The following is an 18,556-nucleotide window of genomic DNA, read 5'->3' as shown; positions in this document are numbered from 1 at the left end:
TTTACTCCAATACTGGGGCACCAAGATCAAAAGATTCATCAGGGAAGTATTTAGAAAGTCTGACATCAGAGGCTCTTGCATGACCCTCCATTCCCTCCAATCTTGAAATTCTAGATGATGCTTGAGCAATTTGACGTGTTGATTCACGGTCCATGCGTTGCCAAGTTAAAACTTTCAAGAACTTGTGAGCTGACAGTCCACCTGAATATCGCCCTGCTGCCTTTGTTGGCAGAATATGGTTTGGCCCTGAGGCTTTATCACCAAAGGTAACAGTAGTTTCCTCTCCTAAAAACAAAGAACCATAGCAAGTTAAGTTCTCTAGCCACCAATCAAGATCCTTACATTGGACCTCAAGATGTTCGGCTGCATATTCATCAGAAATCTTAACTACTTCTTCTTTAGAATCACAAAGGATGACTTCCCCATAATCTCTCCAAGCGCAGAAAGCTGCATCTTGGGCTGTTGGAGGAAGTTTTTCAATATACTCTGGAATAAGATCCATTACTTTTTCAGCAAGTGCTTCTGAAGTTGTGAAAAGCCAGCCAGGAGATTCGTGTCCATGCTCCATTTGACCAACTAAATCAATAGCAACGACATCTGGATCTGCGTTTTCATCTGCAATAACTGCAACTTCTGATGGTCCTGCAAAAACATCAATTCCAACCTCACCAAATAAAGTTCTTTTGGCTTCAGCAACAAACTTGTTTCCAGGTCCAACTATAATGTCTGCTTTCTTGCCAGTAAATAAACCATAAGCCATGCTAGCAATTGCCTGAACTCCACCAAGAGTCATCATGTAATCAGCACCAGCAGCTTTCATTGCGTATAAAACATATGGATGGATACTCTTACCTTTGAAAGGGGTCGAGCAAGCAATAATACATGGCACACCAGCAGCTTTAGCAGTAGCAATACTCATGTATGCCGAAGCAATATGAGCGTACCTTCCAGTTGGAACATAGCACCCAGCTACGTTAACAGGTAATAATCTTTGGCCAGCTTCAACGCCATTATTTTTAGTATGGAACTCCTCTATTGAATCGCGCTGAGCTTTTGCAAATGTGTATACCTGCTGACATGCAAAATCAATATCATCTTTAACATTTTGTGGGACATCAGATATGATTTCATCAATTTCAGAATCTGTTAGAAGTATACCACCCGTCCATGAATCTAATTTTTCAGCGTAATCTCTAACAGCTTGCTCACCATTTTTATTGATGTTAGCCAGCATATCATGGACTACCTTTTGTGCTTCAAGTACATTTGATTCAGCTGTTTTATCAGCCTTTTTTAAGTATTTCATATAATGTATTTATTTAGTAAAATTTTAAATTTATGCGCTTTCATAAAGGCGCGTCAAAACGAACTCTTGATGTCCCAATATTTCTGCTGCAGTCATTCTGCCATTAGAGGTGTGGATAAGTGACTCAAGAAGCATATCACCAGCTTGGTCCATATTGATATCACGCTTTAATAAAGCAGTAACATCTACATCAACATGCTCTGACATAGTTCTCACAGTCCTTGGATTCGCACACACCTTAATAACAGGCAAGATTGGATTTCCAATAATGTTTCCTTGGCCAGTAGGGAATAAGTGAGCCACATAACCGGAGGCTGCACATAATGTAACCATTTCTGCAGCTGCAGAAGAAGAATCCATAAACCATAAACCCTTACTCGTTGGCATCTCCGCCTTATCTAGCACACCATCAACGAGACATTTTTTACCAATTTTTGTAATGTTGCCTAACGCCTTTTCTTCGATTGTTGTTAACCCCCCTTCAATATTACCTTTGGTTGGCTGCGAATCAGATAAGTCATCAGTTTTAAAACGTTCAATCATATCTTGGTAACGATTAAACATAAACATAAACTGATCAGCAACAGCATCATTTGCGCATCTTGCTTTAACTAAATGTTCACCACCTGTAATCTCTGAGGTTTCACCAAATAGAAGCGTGCTATCTTTTTCATAGAGTTTATCAAATGCATTACCCACTGTTGGGTTTGCTCCAAATCCTGAAGTCGTATCTGACTCACCACATTTCGTTGATACCCATATCTCATTTATATCACAAGGCTCTCTTTGAAGTCCAGTTGCGTAATGGACCATATCATAAGCAGCTTTAGAGGCATCAGCAATCGTTTGAATATCTCCTTTCTTTTCAATAGAGAAGCCTTGAACTGGTTTACCAGTTGTTGCAATGCCATCAACAATTTTTTGAGTCCAATCTGGCTCAATACCTATTACAACAACAGCAGCAACATTGGGATTGGATCCTGTTCCAATCATGGTTCTAAAATGAAGATCAAGATCTTCACCAAACTGAAGTCTTCCGTATGGATGAGGAAGGGCAATTGTTCCTTTGATGTTATTACTTACTGCTTCACAGGCAGCATTTGAAATATCATCAACTGGGAGAATTACGACATAATTACGAATCCCAACCCTATTATTATCACGCCTATAACCATATATTTTTTGATTTAAATCTATCATTACCACCTCTTTGTTTTAACATTATGGACATGCAGATGATCACCAATAGCAATCTTTGAAATTGTTCTTCCAATATCTACACCATACTTGATGACAGTATCATCTTCATTTAGATCCTTAATAGCTAATTTATGACCAATAGGAATATCTTGATTAATTTTGATATCTATCAAAACATCCTGATCCATTATCCAGCCACTAAGAGTATCGTTTGCCTTTACACCTTCAACAGTAACAACTCCAACGGAATCATCTTCATCATGAACAATAAATTGAATCATTTGCTCTCCTCTTTCGTAATTTTTAAAAAATTCTGAATAAATCTTAAAATAAGATTTAATAAGACATATATTATATCATATATATGAATTTTAATTCTTCAAAATAATGAAAAATAACGTTATTTAGTTCATCTTTGTAGGCATATTTTATCTATGCTCTATTAAAAAAAGATAATTGGCACTCAACTTAAAATAACCTTAATATAGACATTATATTTATATCAAAAAAAAATTATGAAAAAAATAATACTAGCTTTTTTATTTAGTTTCTTCTCTTTGTCAACTTTAGCTGCAGTTGGAGACCTCTATTATTGCGAGATGACTCAAGCTGTAGAAATTAAGGAAGGCAGACTTATAAAATATATTCCTCAAAAGTTTAAATTCAGAATAGTAGAAGATAATCTTATCGAATTTGGCGAAGATGCCAACTATTTCAATGGACTGGAATTAGAAATTATTGAATTTAGAAACGATTATGAACAATTTTATGGTGATAATTTTGAGTATTCCTATGGTAGTTTTTATTTTGCAGACGTTATTAGATGGCCAGCAGATGATTATGATAAGTTAACCGCTACAGCTGTGAGTGCTCAATGTTCAATAGTTGATGACTACTCTGTTTAATATATTTATTTAATATCTTTTATAATAGTAATCTATATTAATAATGCTTTTAATTTAAACCTTTATGCCTTCAAGAGAGATTAAAACAAATCGACTTATTCGACAGTTTGGTATATTCAAAGTTCCAATGATTTGGTACTGTAGGCCTAAGGTAATTGAACATACTGATGAAAAGATTGAGATAAAGATTGCCTTAAGGCGTCGAACTAAGAATCATTTTGGCAGTATGTATTTTGGTGTTTTAGCTGTTGGTGCTGATATTACTGGCGGTTTCCTTGCAATGGAGCCTATTAAAGAAAGTGGGCGAAATATTACGCTTATTTTTAAAGATTTTAAGGCAGATTTCTTGAAACGTCCTGAGGGTGATGTGCACTTTACATGTCATGATGGATTAGCAATTAGAGACCTAGTAAAGCAAGCTTCAGGTTCAGGAGTGCGACACAATTACAAATTAAACATAGATGCAACTGTGCCTTCTTTGTCTAAGGATGTTGTTGCAAGGTTTGAACTGACTTTATCGTTGAAAGATAAAACATAATAAAATGAGTCAAAACTTATCTCAAATTGAATTTCAAAATCAAGAAAGAGTTAAAATTAAATCAATTAGGAGCAAACAAAAAATACTAATTCTTGCCATTTCTTTTGTATTTATTTTTTTGTTTATAATGCAGCCAAATTTAATGAATTTCTTGCTTAGATCATCTCCCATGTTCTGGGAGTGTATTTAGAAATAATTTAATTTAAATATATTTTATTTTGTTTGATATTTTTCCTTTTTTTTATGTGATAATTCCTTTTTTGGAGCAAAGGAAGGTAGCGTTTTGATTTACAATAATTTAACGTCTAGTGAGTTGATTAAAAAATCATTAAGTTTAAACGAAGGAGCTCTTACAGATACAGGCGCTCTTCTTATTATCACTGGTAAGCGAACTGGAAGAAGTCCTAATGATCGTTTTATTGTTGATGAGTCTGCAACATCTAAATCAATTGATTGGGGTGAAGTGAACAGACCTTTTCCAGAGGAAAAATTTAACATTCTTTGGGATAAAGTAAATCATCATTTGTCATTAAAAGACCACTTTCTTTCTCATCTTCATGTTGGTGCTCATTCTGAGCATTACCTTCCAGTCGAAGTAAATACTGAGACTGCTTGGCAGGGATTATTTGCTCACAATATGTTTATTAAGCCTAATTCTTTCAATCCTAATAATAAAGATATATGGAAAATATTAAATGTAGCTTCTTTTGAGTGCTTACCGGAAAGAGATGGAACCAACTCTGATGGTGTTGTTATTATAAATTTTGCCCAAAGAAAAGTTTTAATAGCAGGTATGCGTTATGCTGGTGAAATGAAGAAGGCAATGTTTTCTGTTCAAAACTTTTTATTACCTGAAAAAGATGTTTTACCTATGCATTGCTCAGCGAATGTTGGTGAGAATGGAGAGACAGCTTTATTTTTTGGACTTTCAGGTACAGGGAAAACAACTCTTTCAGCTGATCCTGAAAGATACTTAATTGGCGATGATGAGCATGGTTGGGCAAAGGGCTCAGTATTTAATATTGAGGGCGGTTGTTATGCAAAAACAATCAATCTTTCAAAAAAGAATGAGCCAATTATTTGGGACGCAATCCATCATGGATCAATTGTTGAGAATGTTAAAGTTGATGAAGATGGCCATGCAGATTATGATGATACAACGATCTCTGAGAATGGCAGATGTTCATACCCACTTGAGCATGTTGAAAAGCGTGTTGTTAAGAATGCTGCAGGTGAACCCAAGGTAGTTATTTTCTTGACATGTGATGTTTCAGGTGTTTTGCCTCCTGTTTCAATTTTAAGTAATGAAGCAGCAGCTTATCACTTTCTATCTGGATACACAGCTCGAGTTGGCTCTACAGAGTTAGGTGCAGAAGCTGGTATCAATCCAGCATTTTCATCTTGTTTTGGAGCGCCATTCATGCCTCGTTCTGCGGGTAGTTATGCAAACTTATTAATTAAGCGCCTAAGCGAATTTGATACAAAAGTATATCTGGTTAACACTGGCTGGACTGGCGGCTCTGGAGCACCAGATGGTGCCGGTTCAAGGTTTCCAATTCCCGTAACAAGGGCTATTGTTTCTGCTTGCCAAGATGGCTCTTTATACGACTCAAAAATCCAGCATCTTGACTACTTAAATCTTGATATTCCTTCCAAGGTTCCAGGAGTTGATAGTTTTTATCTTAATCCAAGGGACACTTGGTCAGATAAACTAAATTATGATGATGAAGCAAAAAAACTAGCTAATTTATTTGTTCAAAATTTTAAAAAGTTTGATGTTGATAGCGCTATTATTGAGGCTGGGCCAACTGCTTCTAATACATAAAAAAGTACTGCACAATTAAAACAACTATCGCAACAGCTATTGCGACTTTTACTACAGGTGGTGTATTTTTCATATAGAAATTTTTTAGAGTTTATATAAAAGATTATAGTTCAAGTAACAAAAGAAATATTTGCAAAGTAGTATTTTTTGTATACTATTTCTCTTTTTATTTAGAAAAAAGCTATATTAATGGCTATGACTACAAAAATTTTTACCAGACCTTTCACTCAGCAAGAGCCAATCAGTGATGATGCAATAAATGCAGCAACTGAAGTTCTTAAATCAGGCAGGCTCCATCGATACAATTCAATTAGTAATGAGCTTTCTGAGGCATCACTGCTAGAACAGGAATATGCCAGTTTTCAAGGAAGCCGTTTTTGTCTTGCCTGCGCATCTGGAGGTTATGCAATGAGCGTTGCCCTTAAGGCCGCAGGACTCATAGCTGATGAAAAGGTTTTGACTAATATGTATACCCTTGCACCAGTACCTGGTTCAATCTCAAATGCAGGTGGAGAGCCCATTTTTATAGAAATTAATGAAAATCTTGTTCTTGATTTAGATGATCTGTCAAAAAAAGTGGTATCTAGTAAAGCACGTTTTTTACTAATATCTCATATGCGTGGACATCTCGTTGATATGGATAAATTGATGCAAATTGTTAAGGAAAATAATTTGATATTAATTGAGGATTGTGCTCATACAATGGGCGCTAAATGGAATGACGAGAGGAGTGGTAATTTTGGTCTGGCTGGTTGTTTTAGTACTCAAACTTATAAGCATTTAAATTCAGGAGAAGGTGGTTTACTTACTTCTGATGATCCGGAATTTATGGCACGAGCTATTATTCTTTCAGGGTCCTATATGCTTTATGAAAGACATGGCGCTGCACCTAATAAAGAAGTATTTGCTGATATTCGATTAGAAACTCCAAACTATTCGGGCAGAATGGATAATCTTAGGGCTGCTATTCTTAGGCCTCAGTTAAAATCTCTTGATAAAAATATTAAGCGTTGGAATGAGCGCTATCAATTAGTTGAGAAAAAACTTAAGGAGGTTAAAGGTATTAAGCTTCCTAAACGCACTGCTAAGGAGAGTTATGTTGGAAGTTCAATTCAGTTTAGAATACCGGGTATTTCTCCAAGTGATGCTGCTAAATTTCTTGAAATTAATAAAGAACATGGGGTTGAGATAAAATGGTTTGGTAGTGATGATCCAAACGGATTCACAAGTAACCATAAGAGTTGGAAGTATGTAAAGCAACAAAGATTGGAATATTCAGACAAGATTCTTTCTGGCCTTTTTGATCTCAGACTACCACTTACATTTTCTTTAGATGATTGTTCTTTATTAGCCGATATTATCAGTGAATGTGCACAATCTTTTGTATCAAAAACTAATTAGAATTGAACGGCATATGACTTCCAGCAATCCAACCTGCTGTCCATGCACTTTGAAAATTAAATCCACCAGTAATTCCATCAATATCAATCACTTCTCCTGAAAAATATAGCCCAGGACAGACTTTACTTTCCATGGTTTTAAAATTAATTTCCTTGAGATCTACGCCGCCACATTCAACAAACTCTTCCTTAAAGCGACTTTTACCAATCACCTCAAGCTCACACTTAAATAAATTATTAAGAATTCTATTCAATTGATTTTTGCTAACTTCTGACCAGTTTATTTCTTTTTGAATTTCACATTTGATTAAAAGTTGATGCCAAAATCTTTTGGTTAATTCTTTAGGGTAAGCTTTTCCAATATTAGTTTTTGTATTACTATTCTTAATAGTTGCTAGTAACTTTTCAACATCATCTTGTCTTTCCAAGCCAAGCCAATTTACAATAATTTTTGCTTTATAGTTGGTATGCATCATCTCACGTGCAGCCCATGCCGATAGTTTTAGAAGTGCAGGTCCACTCAATCCCCAGTGAGTAATTAATAGAGGCCCCTTTTCATAAAAAGATCTTTCTCCATAAATTTTAAGAGTCAAGGCAGCATTGGAAAATGAAGTCCCAGGTAAATTTTCTAAAATTGTATCTGTAATTTTAAATGTAAAAAGTGAGGGCGCAATTTCAGTAATTGAATGTCCAAGATTCTTAGCAAGTTCATAACCTTTTGGCATGCTTCCTGTTGCAATTAATACTGAATCAGTAATAAAAGTTTCACTATCATTAATAGACAGTGATAATTTTCCATTCTCTAACTTATTTATATTCTTGACATTCTTTTTGTTCAATAATTGAATCCCATACTTTTCAGCTTCTTCCATAAAGCAACTGATAATCGTTTCTGAACTATCAGAAATAGGAAACATTCGACCATCATTTTCATGTTTAAGTTTTACGCCTCTTTGCTTAAACCATTCAACGGTATCAGCAGCTTGAAACTTTTGAAAAGGAGAGAGTAGTTCTTTTCTACCCCGAGGATAATTTAAACAAAAATCATTTACTTCAAATATATTATGAGTGACATTGCAACGTCCACCACCAGAAATGCGAACCTTTTTTAGGAATTTAGAGGAAGCCTCAAAAACTTTAATATTAATATCAATATTTTTTTCTTTTGCAATTTCAGCGCAGCGTAGAGAAGCAAAAATTCCACTAGCCCCTCCTCCGATAATAGCAATAATTTTTTGTTTATATTCCTTCAATGAGATTTAACCTCAGAACCTCTTAGTCAGCTAGAGGTCAGTAAATATATCTATATTTAAATTCTCTGTAAGATGCGCAGCACCAGTGAAATTATTATCTTGTGCAAATTCTCCAGGGAAGGCAATACATTGGATAGATGCTGCTAAAGCAGACTTCATACTAATTTCTGTATCTTCTATAGCAATACAATCTTTTGCGTCTAAATTTAATTCAGAAAGTGCTTTTAGGTATATATCTGGATTTGGTTTTAGTTTAGAAACCATCTTATCATTACCAATGAAACTGAAATCACTTCGCTTTAATTGGTCTTTGATCGCAAGAAAAACTGCATTAATATTTGCTTCTGTTGTACTTGTCACGAATGCTATTTCTAAATTATTATCTTTTGCATGACGAATTAGGTTGGCAACACCAGGGCGAAGTTCAATATTTTCTGTAGCCATAAAACTATCAAAAATTTTAGTTTTTTGCTCATATAAATGCTTTGAATCTATATCAATGCCACATGCTATTGCAAAGTTTTTAATCCTAGCATAACCTCCAGAATTTGAAAGGAGATCTCTATACTCTTCAGGTTTCCAGTTCCAATCAAGACCCCCCTCAGAAAATGCCTGATTAAAAGCTCGGCGTTGAAACTCTGAAGTTTCAATAAGTGTACCAATTGATCCAAATAGAATTGCTTTGAAATTCATTATCATATGTTTTTTTTATAAAAGTCGATATTATATCTTCTTGTAATTAAGATATGTGGAGGAGATTGTGGGGATTGAACCAACCATCGCCCTTCACCAAAGCCATCTACGAAAGGTAAAATGATTTTCTATTCTCTTCCTTATAGTCAACTTTAATATTGCATGCGGGGAATAGTTTGAGAGTTGAATAACTCATTTATTATGTTTTGCCCATTTATCAGTCCTATTTCTATGCATTATAAAAAATTAAAGCCTATGGCTAGATTTTGATAAAATTGTTTGCATTTATCCAGCTTTACTGGCCTTACTTTTTTTGGTAACTTAATACTTATGTCTGTTATATCTGTTCCTCCATCAAGATTTAGCCCTTCTGAAGCTCAACAAATTGCAAAAACTTTATACGGTTTTGAAGTCTCAGTTAAAGTCTTGGATAGTGAGAGAGATCAAAATTTTTATTTGAAACGCGAAGATGGTAAGGAATTTGTATTAAAGATTTCAAATCCAGCAGAGGATGTTGAGCTCATTAATTTACAAGTAGCTAGTTTGAAGCATATCGCTAACTTTGACTCTTCTATGCAAGTACCAAGAACGATTAAGACTTTAGAAGGTAAATTTATTAGTCAGAATAATGGCTGTTTTATTCGCCTACAATCTTTTTTAGCAGGACGTTTTATAAAGGACGTTGAGAATCCTGAGCCTTTCTTGTTGGAAGAATTTGGTGCATTTCTGGGTAAGTTGGATGTTGCTTTTCGAGAGTTTAGTTATCCAGATTTAAAGCGTAAATGGATATGGGATGTTAGAAATATTGACTTTTTGAAGAACCATTTAGACTATATTGAGAGTGAGTCAGATAAGGCTGTAGTGAGTCATTTTATTGCAAATTATCATTTAAAAATTGTGCCAAATGAAAAATATTTACGTACCCAGTATATTCATAATGATGGCAATGATCATAATGTACTTATAAAAGACAATGGGCACATTTCTGGTGTTATTGATTTTGGTGATATGGCGTATACTTTTTTAGCAAGCGAATTAGCGGTTGCCATTACTTATCTTATTCTGGAAGAAGCAGAGCCTGAAACGAAAATTAAGTCAGTTGTCCAAGGATTTCAATCAGTTTATCCATTAAGAGATGAAGAAATTGACTCACTCATTCATCTTGCTCTCATTCGAGCGTGTTTTACTGTCGTAACAGCGAACTACCGAAAAAAACTATTTCCTGAAAATAAGTATATTTCAGTTACTGAGCCATACGCATGGAAATTTTTGAAAAATTTTGCTGACAAAGTATTAAGTAATTTTAAAATATATTAAAAAGTGAAATCCAAAAAAAATACATTGAAGTTGAGAAAAAAACATCTGGGTCCATCTCTGTCTCTGTCTTATTCAGACCCACTAAAAATACTCAGGGGGAAGGGGCAATATTTGTATGATGAAAAAGGTAAGGAGTATTTAGATTGTGTCAATAACATCAGTCATGTTGGCCATTGCCATCCTGATGTTATAAAGGCAGCTCACAAGCAGAATCAACTATTAAATACAAACACTCGTTATCTGCATGATAATATTGTTGAGTTGGCTGAGAAGCTTTGCAGAAAATTACCTAAACCCTTGTCCATTTGTTATTTTGTGAATTCGGGTAGTGAGGCGAACGAGCTGGCTTTAAGAATGGCCAGAGCATATACGGGTAATGATAGTACAATTGTCATAGATCACGCCTACCACGGAAACACTGACTCTCTAATCAATATCAGTCCTTATAAATTTAATAGTAAGGGTGGGCAGGGTAAGCCAAAACATGTTGAAGTTGTTCCAATACCAGATTTATTCAGGGGTGAATTTAATAACCCAAAAATTGCGGGAAAACAATATGCCCAAGCGGTTAAGGAGGCAATTAATAAGCAGGGTGGGAGTTCAACCTTTATTGCTGAACCAATCCTAGGTTGTGGTGGGCAAATCCCATTACCAAATGATTTTTTAGCGGAGTCGTATAAATGGATAAGGGCTTCCTCTGGAGTTTGTATCAGTGATGAGGTTCAAGTGGGTTTGGGCAGAGTAGGCTCTGCCTATTGGGGGTTTGAGACACAAGAAGTCATCCCAGACATCGTCACAATTGGCAAACCGCTGGGTAACGGCCATCCTATTGCAGCTGTTGTAACCACAGCTGAAATAGCAAGCGTTTTTAATAATGGTATGGAGTATTTCAACTCTTTTGGTGGCAACCCAGTTTCTTGTGCAATTGGACTCTCTGTTCTCAATGTAATTGAACAGGAGGGGTTGCAGCACAATGCCCAATATGTAGGAAATTATTTGCTCTCAGAGTTGTGTTTATTAAAAGATAAATTTTCATTGATTGGCGATGTTCGAGGTGCTGGATTATTTATTGGAATTGAATTGGTTGAAGAAAGAAAAACCCTAAAACCTGCAACAAAAAAGGCAAAGTTGATTACTGATAAAATGAAAGAACTTGGCATACTCCTCAGTACTGATGGACCATATAATAATGTTATTAAAATTAAACCTCCTCTGGTCTTTACCCAAGATAATGCAAAGTTATTGGTGGATTCATTGTCAAAATTATTAGTCTAATCTAGCATTATTCAGGTACATATTATCGACACATAAAATCAAGAATGCTTTCGCATTTTGATTTAAGTGGTGGAGATGGGGGGAATTGAACCCCCGTCCGAAAACCTTCAAACAAGAAATCTACATGCTTAGTATAGGTCTATTGAGTTAACTTTTTACCACCCGACCAACAGGGATGTAGAAAGCGATTTTAGTTTAGGTTTTAACCCTATTATCCTAAAATAATAATAGTGGCGAGTCTGTAAGCGACCGTTATCCCAAAAGTACAGACAACTTCTAAGTAACGGTTAGCATTATGCTGCTAAAGCGTAGTTGTCTTCGTTTGCAACTATTATTTAAAGAACATTTTTACGAGTAATCTTTATCCTCGACATGCATCCTTGAAATCCAACTCCTCGTCGAAGCCATGTCATCCCCAGATAGCTATATTATACTCTTGATTATCTAGATTTAGCTAATTGTAATTCTCGCAAATTTTCTCTTACCAACTTGATAAACTGACGTGCCTTTATTAGGAATTAAATCTTTATCATTAATTTTTTCACCGTCGATCTTAGCAGCACCCTGCTTTATCATACGAAAGGCTTCAGAAGTTGAGCTAACTAGATTCGAGTCTTTAAGAAGATTTGCAATCTTCATGCCCTGATCAAAGGTAAATTCATCCATCTCATCTGGGGTTTGATTTTTAGCAAATCGATCTATAAAGTTTTGCTGAGCTTTTTTGGCCTGTTCATTGTTATGAAAGCGCGTAATAATTTCTTCAGCTAAGCGGAATTTAATATTTCTTGGATTCTCACCATCTTTAACCTCCTTCTTCCAGGATTCAAGGGTCTCAAGTGATTCGAAGCTAAGAAGCTCAAGATAACGCCACATCAACTCATCTGAAATTGACATTATCTTTCCAAACATACTATCAGGAGTCTCATCAATACCAATATAGTTATCAAGAGACTTACTCATCTTTTGAACGCCATCGAGACCTTCCAGAAGAGGCATAGTTAGAATTACTTGAGGCTCCATTCCAGATTGCTTTTGAAGATCTCTACCAACTAAAAGATTAAATTTTTGATCTGTGCCTCCAAGCTCCATGTCAGCCTGAAGAGCAACCGAATCAAAGCCTTGAACTAATGGGTATAAAAACTCATGTATCGAAATTGCTTGATTAGATTTATACCGCTTTGAGAAATCATCACGTTCCAGCATTCTTGCAACCGTATGCTTTGATGCTAGAGAAATCATTTCAGTAGAACTCATCTTGCCCATCCATTCAGAATTAAAAGCAATTTTAGTTTTATCTTTATCTAATATTTTGAATACTTGTTCTTCATAACTCTTAGCATTTTCGATTACTTCTTCTTTAGTTAGTGGCTTACGAGTAACATTCTTTCCAGTTGGATCTCCAATCATTCCTGTGAAATCTCCAATCAAGAAAATAATTTCATGACCAAGATCTTGAAGCTGCTTTAGTTTATTAATAACAACAGTATGCCCAAGATGAAGATCTGGCGCCGTTGGATCGAGACCTAATTTAATTCGCAAAGGTTTGTTTTTTTCTAGTTTAGTCTTGAGTTCATTAAGAGGGAGAATTTCATCCGTTCCTCGTTGGATGATAGCTAGTGTTTCTTTAATTGTCATTTTATATGCTCTCTTTATGGCCTTGTTTGTCCATCACCCATGATGATATATTTTTGTGATGTCAATCCTTCAAGACCAACAGGGCCTCTGACATGAAATTTTCCAGTACTAATCCCAATTTCTGCACCAAGTCCATATTCAAAACCATCAGCAAAACCCGTTGAAGCATTAACCATAACAGAAGAAGAGTCGACTTCTGCCAGGAATTTATCTGAATGAGCTTTGTTTTCAGTAACTATTGCATCAGTATGTGAAGAGCCATATTTCTCAATATGAGAGATGGCCTCATCAACTGAGTTGACCATTTTAATTGAAAGAATTGGAGCAAGATATTCTTCACTCCAGTCCTCTTCTGTGGCGCCAAGAATATTGTTTGAAAGTTTTTGTGATACCTCACATCCCCTAAGCTCCACTCCTTTATCAAAATAAAGTTTTATTAATTGATCAAGTGCTTTGTTATCAAAATTCTTATGGACAAGAAGAGTCTCTGTTGCGTTACAGACTCCGTAGCGACGAGTTTTACCATTGAAGGCAATATCGATCCCTTTTTGTGGATCAGCGTCTTCATCGAGGTAGGTATGACAAACACCATCAAGATGTTTGATTACTGGAACTCTAGCATGATTACTTACATTTTTAATAAGTCCCTTGCCACCCCTAGGGATAATAGCATCTACATAGTCACTAGCCTTAACAAGTTCTATTACTGCCTCACGATCAGTTATCTCAATAAGTTGAACTGAGTTCTGGTCAAGGCCTGCATTAATGAGTCCATTTTTTATGCAATCATAAAAAGCCATATTTGAATTAATTGCTTCAGAGCCACCTCTTAGAATGACAGCATTACCCGACTTTATGCATAATGCTGCTGCATCAATAGTAACATTTGGCCGAGACTCATAGATCATCCCAATGACTCCAAGAGGAACGCTCATTTTGCCAATTTCAATACCACTTGGTCTTTTAACTAATTCTGAAACATCTCCAATGGGATCATCAAGAGATACAATCTGTTCAAGACCCTCTATAACCCCTAAAAGTCTTTCTTCATTGAGCATTAGGCGATCTAATAGTGCATCATCAATATTATTATTTTTTGCGATAAGTAAATCTTTATTATTGGCATCAAGGATAGCACCTTGGTTCTTTTTAATTTCCTTAGCAATATTAACTAAAGCATTATTCTTGGCAGAAGTGCTTGCAACACGTAACGAGTTAGAGGCTTTTTTTGCCTTTTGTCCAATGCTTGCTATTAGTTGACTTATTGAGTCCATTGATTTTTACCCGATAAAGTAATTACGACACTTCGTAATTCATCATAAACATTAAGATTATCCATGCCTTTTACAGAGCGGTCAATACGTCCAAGCGTTAAAAGTAATTTTTGAAGTTTTTGGTAACTATGCATTTTTAAAGCATTTGAGACTAATGGCTTTCTTTTTTGCCAAACTCTATGATTATTAAAGATTGCATCAATTTTTTGATTTTGTTTGAGTTCGATTGACATTGTAGCTAATGACTTTATTTCGCGGTAGAGTGATGAAATGATTATTACTGGTGGTGATGCATCATCCTCAAGAAAGTTAAAAATTTTATTAACTTTAATAGAATCACCCTTAAGAGCAGCATCAATTAGGCCAAAGACTGAGTATTGTGACTGCTGATCAATTTGATTTAGATATTGATCGGCAGCAATATTACCATCTGGATAAGCAATTTGAAGTTTTTGAATTTCTTGCATTGCTGCTAAAAGATTTCCTTCGGTAGCATAAGCTATTGCATTTGCAACATCATTATTCTGATTTAAGCCTAGCTGTCTCATTTGATTAAGAAGCCACCCTACAAGTTGATCACTTTGAACTTCCCAGTGCTGAATGGTAACCCCATTTTTGTCTAATGCCTTAAACCACTTACTTTTTTGCTGAGCTATATCTAGTTTGCCTGTAGAAATTATTAGCAAAATATCATCTGGCAGAATTTCAGTTAGCTCAGCGAGAGCTTTAGATCCTTTAATACCAATTTTCCCAGTTGTGAGTCGGCACTCAATGATTCGTTTTTCAGCAAAAAGTGATGGACTTGCAATTAGGCCAAAGATTGCATCCCAAGAAAAATTACCATCAATATCAAATCGAGTGCGTTCACTAAAGCCTTGTTCTTTTGCAAAATCTTTAATTAATGTTAAGGATTGTTCAACTAATAGTATTTCTGCTCCAAACACAAAATAAATTGGCTTAATACCGCTTGCAAGGTTATTTGAGAGTTGTTCAGGTTTTATGTTCATGGTTTTATATAGCTGTATGTTGAGTAAAAATGATACAAAACAAGATTTAACCTAGTCCTAGTCATTATGTCATAATTATAAAAATAATTTCATTAAACCTTGAAAAATGCTATCAAACACTATATATAAGAAATCTATAGGGTATATTTACCTTTCTAATTTAGGATAAATTTAAAAGTATGTATAAAAATATATTATTGTGGTTAGTCTTAGGAAGCGTTCTAGCTTCTCTTTTTGGGCAGTTCAATGGAACTAGTGAAACTAATGAGGTAAGTTACTCAAAATTTATTCAAAACGTTAAACAGGGCAATGTTTCTAGCGTTAAGATTGCTGGTAGTAATATTACTGGTGTTACTGCATTAGGCGAGAAATTTGAAACTTATAGTCCAGGTGATCTAGGTTTAATGGGAGATCTTCTTAATAATGGAGTTTCTGTCCAAGCAACCCCCCCTGCTAAAGAGAGTTTTGTAAAGCAATTAATAATTTCACTTGCTCCAATACTGCTCTTAATTGGTGTTATTTTGTACACTATGAAGGGTGCTGGTGGTGCCATGGGCGGAAAGAATCCAATGTCATTTGGAAAATCAAAAGCCAGATTAATCTCTAAAGATGAATCTCATGTTACATTTGAAGATGTTGCTGGCGTCGACGAGGCTAAAGAAGAGGTTGGTGAGCTTGTAGACTTCCTTTCAGATCCTTCTAAATTTACTAAGGTCGGTGGAAAAATTCCAAAAGGTGTTCTTATGGTTGGACCTCCTGGAACTGGAAAAACTTTATTAGCTAAAGCAGTTGCTGGAGAAGCGGATGTTCCGTTCTTTTTCATCTCTGGATCAGACTTCGTTGAAATGTTTGTTGGAGTAGGTGCTTCGAGAGTTCGTGATATGTTTGAACAGGCCAAGAAACATGCGCCTTGTATTATTTTTATTGATGAGATTGATGCCGTTGGTCGCCAGCGTGGAGCTGGAATGGGTGGTGGGCATGATGAGCGTGAACAAACACTAAACCAAATGCTAGTTGAAATGGATGGATTTGAAGGTTCAGAAGGGATTATTGTTGTTGCAGCGACTAATCGACCTGATGTTCTAGACCCAGCTTTACTAAGGCCAGGAAGATTTGATAGAACGGTTACTGTTGGTTTACCTGATATTAATGGTCGTGATGCTATCTTAAAAGTACATATGAGAAAACTTCCAATTGCTAAAAATGTTAAATCTATGGATATTGCAAGAGGAACCCCAGGTTTTTCTGGCGCAGACTTAGCTAATCTGGCTAATGAGGCAGCTTTAATTGCAGCACGCTTTAGTAAAGAGCTAGTTGGAATGCGTGAATTTGAAAAAGCAAAAGACAAGATTATGATGGGTGCAGAGCGCAAAGGCATGGTGATGGATGCCTCAGAAAAAGAAATGACTGCATACCATGAGGCTGGTCATGCAATAGTTGGAAGATTAATGCCAGAACATGACCCAGTATACAAAGTCAGTATTATTCCTAGAGGAAGAGCCTTAGGTGTAACTATGTTTCTACCTGAAAAAGATAGTTATAGTATTTCTAAGCGCAAGCTTAATTCTCAAGTAGCCTCACTTTTTGGTGGTCGTATTGCCGAGGAAGTTGTTTACGGAGAAGATGCTGTAACAACTGGAGCCAGTAACGATATTGAGCGAGCGACTGAAATTGCTCATAAGATGGTTAAGCTTTGGGGCATGTCAACAGTTATGGGTCCTATGGCTTATGGTGAAGATGAAGGTGAGGTTTTTTTAGGTCGCCAAGTTACAAAACATAAGCATATTTCTGATGAGACCTTTACTAAGGTTGATAGTGAGATTCGCAAGATTATTGATACAAATTACTCATTAGCCTATAAGATCATTGAAGAAAATAGAGATATATTAGATGCAATGGCTGCTGCACTTGTTGAGTATGAAACTATTGATACTAATCAAATAGATGATTTGATGGCAAGAGTCCCTATTAGAGAAGCGGCTGATATTGTAGACTCTGATCAAGTTTCCTCTGATCTTGGAACTGGGCGAGGAGATGCTACAAGTTCTAAACCATCTGCAGATGAAAAACAAGACCCTGAGGGAAGTACTGGCGAGTTCGCTTAGCTTTTAGAAGGGTGATGGTCAATAAACCAATCATCATGGGTGTGCTGAATGTTACACCCGACTCTTTCTCTGATGGTGGTTTGTTTATTAAGTCCTCTAGTGCAATTGCACAGGCAAAAATAATGGTCGAAGAAGGTGCTGGTATTATTGATATTGGTGGTGAATCAACCCGCCCAGGTGCTCCCGAAGTAAGTGTTGAAAATGAATTGAAGCGGGTGATGCCAGTTATTGAAGCCTTAAGTGGTAATATTAATGTACCAATCTCTATTGATACATCAAAGCCAGAAGTTATGCAGAAAGCCTTTGAAGCAGGTGCTAGTATCATTAATGATGTTAATGCACTTCGTGCTGAAGGTGCTGTTGAAATGGCTGTTTCATTACGTGCAGATGTTTGCTTAATGCATATGCAAGGAACGCCAAGAACCATGCAAAATAATCCCTCATATGAAAACGTTGTAAGTGACATCAAAGTTTTTTTTCAAGAGAGGATTGATGAATGTCAGCGAGCTGGAATGGAGCTTAGGGCAATTACTCTTGATCCTGGGTTTGGTTTTGGAAAGAATTTAGGTCATAATATAGCTTTGTTAAAAAATCTGTCCGAATTTCATGAGTTTGGCGTTTCAATTTTAGCTGGGTTGTCTAGAAAATCAATGATTGGTTCCTTGTTAGGCAATAAAGATGTTGATTCAAGGATGATAGGAAGTGTTACAGCAGCTCTTATTGCTGTTGAAAATGGAGCTGATATCATAAGGGTTCATGATGTTGCAGAGACAAAAGATGCACTTACAGTATGGCAACAAATTAAGAACTTTAGGGGGTAGTT

16 protein-coding genes and 1 other RNA gene are annotated in these 18,556 nt (G+C 35.9%); 8 read left to right on the top strand and 9 right to left on the bottom strand.

The features are described 5' to 3' along the window. Position 1: 1 nt before the first annotated feature. Genes hisD through CRN91_RS00440 form a run of 3 tightly spaced genes read right to left on the bottom strand, consistent with a single transcriptional unit; the run spans position 2 to position 2,787 of the window. A complete protein-coding gene (hisD, locus tag CRN91_RS00450) occupies positions 2 to 1,306 on the bottom strand; it encodes a histidinol dehydrogenase (protein ID WP_114114499.1) in 1,305 nt (434 codons plus the stop codon). A gap of 30 nt (positions 1,307 to 1,336) precedes the next feature. Beyond that, positions 1,337 to 2,506, bottom strand: a complete 1,170-nt coding sequence (locus tag CRN91_RS00445) for a UxaA family hydrolase (protein ID WP_114114498.1) — start codon at positions 2,504 to 2,506, stop codon at positions 1,337 to 1,339. Then, positions 2,506 to 2,787, bottom strand: a complete 282-nt coding sequence (locus CRN91_RS00440; protein ID WP_114114497.1) for a UxaA family hydrolase — start codon at positions 2,785 to 2,787, stop codon at positions 2,506 to 2,508. Before CRN91_RS00440 ends, CRN91_RS00445 begins: the two co-directional genes overlap by 1 nt. A 276-nt stretch (positions 2,788 to 3,063) precedes the next feature. On the opposite strand from CRN91_RS00440, the gene CRN91_RS00435 reads away from it, so the two are divergent. The 4 genes from CRN91_RS00435 (at position 3,064) to CRN91_RS00415 (ending at position 7,175) form a co-directional block, all read left to right on the top strand. After that, positions 3,064 to 3,411 (top strand): hypothetical protein, encoded by a 348-nt coding sequence (locus CRN91_RS00435; RefSeq protein WP_254424945.1) that lies wholly within the window; start codon positions 3,064 to 3,066, stop codon positions 3,409 to 3,411. 64 nt (positions 3,412 to 3,475) lie between these two features. Next, a complete protein-coding gene (locus CRN91_RS00430) occupies positions 3,476 to 3,949 on the top strand; it encodes a PaaI family thioesterase (RefSeq protein ID WP_114114495.1) in 474 nt (157 codons plus the stop codon). 283 nt (positions 3,950 to 4,232) lie between these two features. Further along, a complete protein-coding gene (locus CRN91_RS00420; RefSeq protein WP_114114493.1) occupies positions 4,233 to 5,774 on the top strand; it encodes a phosphoenolpyruvate carboxykinase in 1,542 nt (513 codons plus the stop codon). Between the two features lie 195 nt (positions 5,775 to 5,969). Continuing rightward, the gene (locus CRN91_RS00415) at positions 5,970 to 7,175 is read left to right on the top strand and encodes a DegT/DnrJ/EryC1/StrS family aminotransferase (protein ID WP_114116033.1); all 1,206 of its coding nucleotides are present in this window, start codon (positions 5,970 to 5,972) and stop codon (positions 7,173 to 7,175) included. Here the strand turns inward: CRN91_RS00415 and CRN91_RS00410 are convergent. Both CRN91_RS00410 and CRN91_RS00405 read right to left on the bottom strand, forming a co-directional pair. Next, a complete protein-coding gene (locus tag CRN91_RS00410) occupies positions 7,168 to 8,427 on the bottom strand; it encodes a BaiN/RdsA family NAD(P)/FAD-dependent oxidoreductase (RefSeq protein ID WP_114114492.1) in 1,260 nt (419 codons plus the stop codon). The genes CRN91_RS00415 and CRN91_RS00410 overlap by 8 nt on opposite strands. 30 nt (positions 8,428 to 8,457) lie before the next feature. Further along, a complete protein-coding gene (locus CRN91_RS00405) occupies positions 8,458 to 9,120 on the bottom strand; it encodes an HAD family hydrolase (RefSeq protein ID WP_114114491.1) in 663 nt (220 codons plus the stop codon). Positions 9,121 to 9,450: 330 nt separating this feature from the next. Here CRN91_RS00405 and CRN91_RS00400 point away from each other — a divergent pair, with 330 nt between their 5' ends. Continuing rightward, a complete protein-coding gene (locus CRN91_RS00400; protein WP_114114490.1) occupies positions 9,451 to 10,437 on the top strand; it encodes a phosphotransferase in 987 nt (328 codons plus the stop codon). A 111-nt stretch (positions 10,438 to 10,548) separates the two neighbouring features. Further along, positions 10,549 to 11,712, top strand: a complete 1,164-nt coding sequence (locus CRN91_RS00395) for an aminotransferase class III-fold pyridoxal phosphate-dependent enzyme (protein ID WP_254424944.1) — start codon at positions 10,549 to 10,551, stop codon at positions 11,710 to 11,712. A 67-nt stretch (positions 11,713 to 11,779) separates the two neighbouring features. Here CRN91_RS00395 and ssrA read toward each other — a convergent pair. The 4 genes from ssrA to holA form a co-directional block, all read right to left on the bottom strand. Next, positions 11,780 to 12,129, bottom strand: a transfer-messenger RNA (tmRNA) gene (ssrA, locus tag CRN91_RS00390). Between the two features lie 33 nt (positions 12,130 to 12,162). Continuing rightward, positions 12,163 to 13,347 (bottom strand): tyrosine--tRNA ligase, encoded by a 1,185-nt coding sequence (gene tyrS / locus CRN91_RS00385; protein ID WP_114114488.1) that lies wholly within the window; start codon positions 13,345 to 13,347, stop codon positions 12,163 to 12,165. Between the two features lie 14 nt (positions 13,348 to 13,361). Beyond that, positions 13,362 to 14,621, bottom strand: coding sequence for a glutamate-5-semialdehyde dehydrogenase (locus tag CRN91_RS00380; RefSeq protein WP_114114487.1), 1,260 nt, complete (start codon positions 14,619 to 14,621; stop codon positions 13,362 to 13,364). Further along, positions 14,609 to 15,628, bottom strand: a complete 1,020-nt coding sequence (holA, locus tag CRN91_RS00375; RefSeq protein ID WP_114114486.1) for a DNA polymerase III subunit delta — start codon at positions 15,626 to 15,628, stop codon at positions 14,609 to 14,611. The genes CRN91_RS00380 and holA overlap by 13 nt, the downstream gene beginning before the upstream one ends. 179 nt (positions 15,629 to 15,807) lie before the next feature. Between holA and ftsH the strand changes: the two genes are divergently transcribed. Then, positions 15,808 to 17,733, top strand: a complete 1,926-nt coding sequence (gene ftsH / locus CRN91_RS00370; RefSeq protein ID WP_114114485.1) for an ATP-dependent zinc metalloprotease FtsH — start codon at positions 15,808 to 15,810, stop codon at positions 17,731 to 17,733. A 14-nt stretch (positions 17,734 to 17,747) separates the two neighbouring features. Beyond that, entirely contained in the window at positions 17,748 to 18,554 is an 807-nt protein-coding gene (gene folP, locus CRN91_RS00365) for a dihydropteroate synthase (protein WP_114114484.1), read from the top strand. The last annotated feature ends 2 nt before the right edge of the window (positions 18,555 to 18,556 follow it).

This window comes from Candidatus Thioglobus sp. NP1 (genome assembly GCF_003326015.1).
GTDB classification, from domain to species: Bacteria; Pseudomonadota; Gammaproteobacteria; order PS1; family Pseudothioglobaceae; genus Pseudothioglobus; species Pseudothioglobus singularis_A.
The sequence above is the reverse complement of the archived record's forward strand: the minus strand, read 5'-3'. Positions and strand labels throughout refer to the sequence as shown.

Excerpts from the sequence above, each read along its gene's own strand:
- CRN91_RS00400 (WP_114114490.1), top strand. The coding sequence starts at position 9,451 with ATGTCTGTTATATCTGTTCCTCCATCAAGATTTAGCCCTTCTGAAGCT.
- CRN91_RS00405 (WP_114114491.1), bottom strand. The coding sequence starts at position 9,120 with ATGAATTTCAAAGCAATTCTATTTGGATCAATTGGTACACTTATTGAA.
- tyrS (WP_114114488.1), bottom strand. The coding sequence starts at position 13,347 with ATGACAATTAAAGAAACACTAGCTATCATCCAACGAGGAACGGATGAA.
- ftsH (WP_114114485.1), top strand. The coding sequence starts at position 15,808 with ATGTATAAAAATATATTATTGTGGTTAGTCTTAGGAAGCGTTCTAGCT.
- CRN91_RS00445 (WP_114114498.1), bottom strand. The coding sequence starts at position 2,506 with ATGATAGATTTAAATCAAAAAATATATGGTTATAGGCGTGATAATAAT.
- CRN91_RS00440 (WP_114114497.1), bottom strand. The coding sequence starts at position 2,787 with ATGATTCAATTTATTGTTCATGATGAAGATGATTCCGTTGGAGTTGTT.
- CRN91_RS00415 (WP_114116033.1), top strand. The coding sequence starts at position 5,970 with ATGACTACAAAAATTTTTACCAGACCTTTCACTCAGCAAGAGCCAATC.
- CRN91_RS00380 (WP_114114487.1), bottom strand. The coding sequence starts at position 14,621 with ATGGACTCAATAAGTCAACTAATAGCAAGCATTGGACAAAAGGCAAAA.
- holA (WP_114114486.1), bottom strand. The coding sequence starts at position 15,628 with ATGAACATAAAACCTGAACAACTCTCAAATAACCTTGCAAGCGGTATT.
- folP (WP_114114484.1), top strand. The coding sequence starts at position 17,748 with ATGGTCAATAAACCAATCATCATGGGTGTGCTGAATGTTACACCCGAC.
- hisD (WP_114114499.1), bottom strand. The coding sequence starts at position 1,306 with ATGAAATACTTAAAAAAGGCTGATAAAACAGCTGAATCAAATGTACTT.
- CRN91_RS00430 (WP_114114495.1), top strand. The coding sequence starts at position 3,476 with ATGCCTTCAAGAGAGATTAAAACAAATCGACTTATTCGACAGTTTGGT.